The organism is Streptomyces sp. URMC 123 (assembly GCF_051386515.1).
In the GTDB taxonomy this organism is placed as follows: domain Bacteria; phylum Actinomycetota; class Actinomycetes; order Streptomycetales; family Streptomycetaceae; genus Streptomyces.
In genome coordinates, this window is record NZ_JBPQTV010000697.1 from 1 (window position 1) to 533 (window position 533).

Annotated in this window: 1 pseudogene; it reads left to right on the plus strand. The window is 81.6% G+C overall.

Annotated features, from left to right (window positions below):
- Positions 1–533, plus strand: a pseudogene (locus ACSNOD_RS31685) (hypothetical protein); the annotation flags it as partial.

Here is a 533-nt window from a genome sequence, read left to right on the forward strand (position 1 = left end):
CGGGAGGCCGTCGCCCCGCCCGGGGCCGGCGATCTCGCCGCCACCGTGGGCTGCTTCGGCCGGGACCTCACCGTCCGCCTGCCGGCCCGGCCGGCCGGGGACGACCCCGAAGCGCTGCTCAAGCACCTCAAGGAGGCGCTGCGCGCGCGGCCCGGGGCGGCCGGGACACCCGAAGCGGCCGGCGGGCTCCTCGAACCGGCCGCGCGGTTCACCCTCCTCGGCGACCGCGACCGCGACCGCGACCGTGACCCGCACACCGCCGCGTACGAGGCGCCCGTCGCCGGCGCGGACCCCACCGACTGGGCGCCGGCCGCCCCGGAGGAGCAGCCCGACCCCGTACCCGCCCCGCTCCACCTGCCGCTGGACCTGCTCGTGCGCCGCCGCGCCGGCGGCTCCGGAGCCCGGCTGACCCTGGCCTGGCGAACGGCCCGGCCGGCCCCGCCCGGCACGGACCGGCTGGCCGACCACTGGACCCGCGCGCTGCGCGAGCTCGCCGACCGCCTCGACCACGAGGACGCCGGCGGCCACACCCC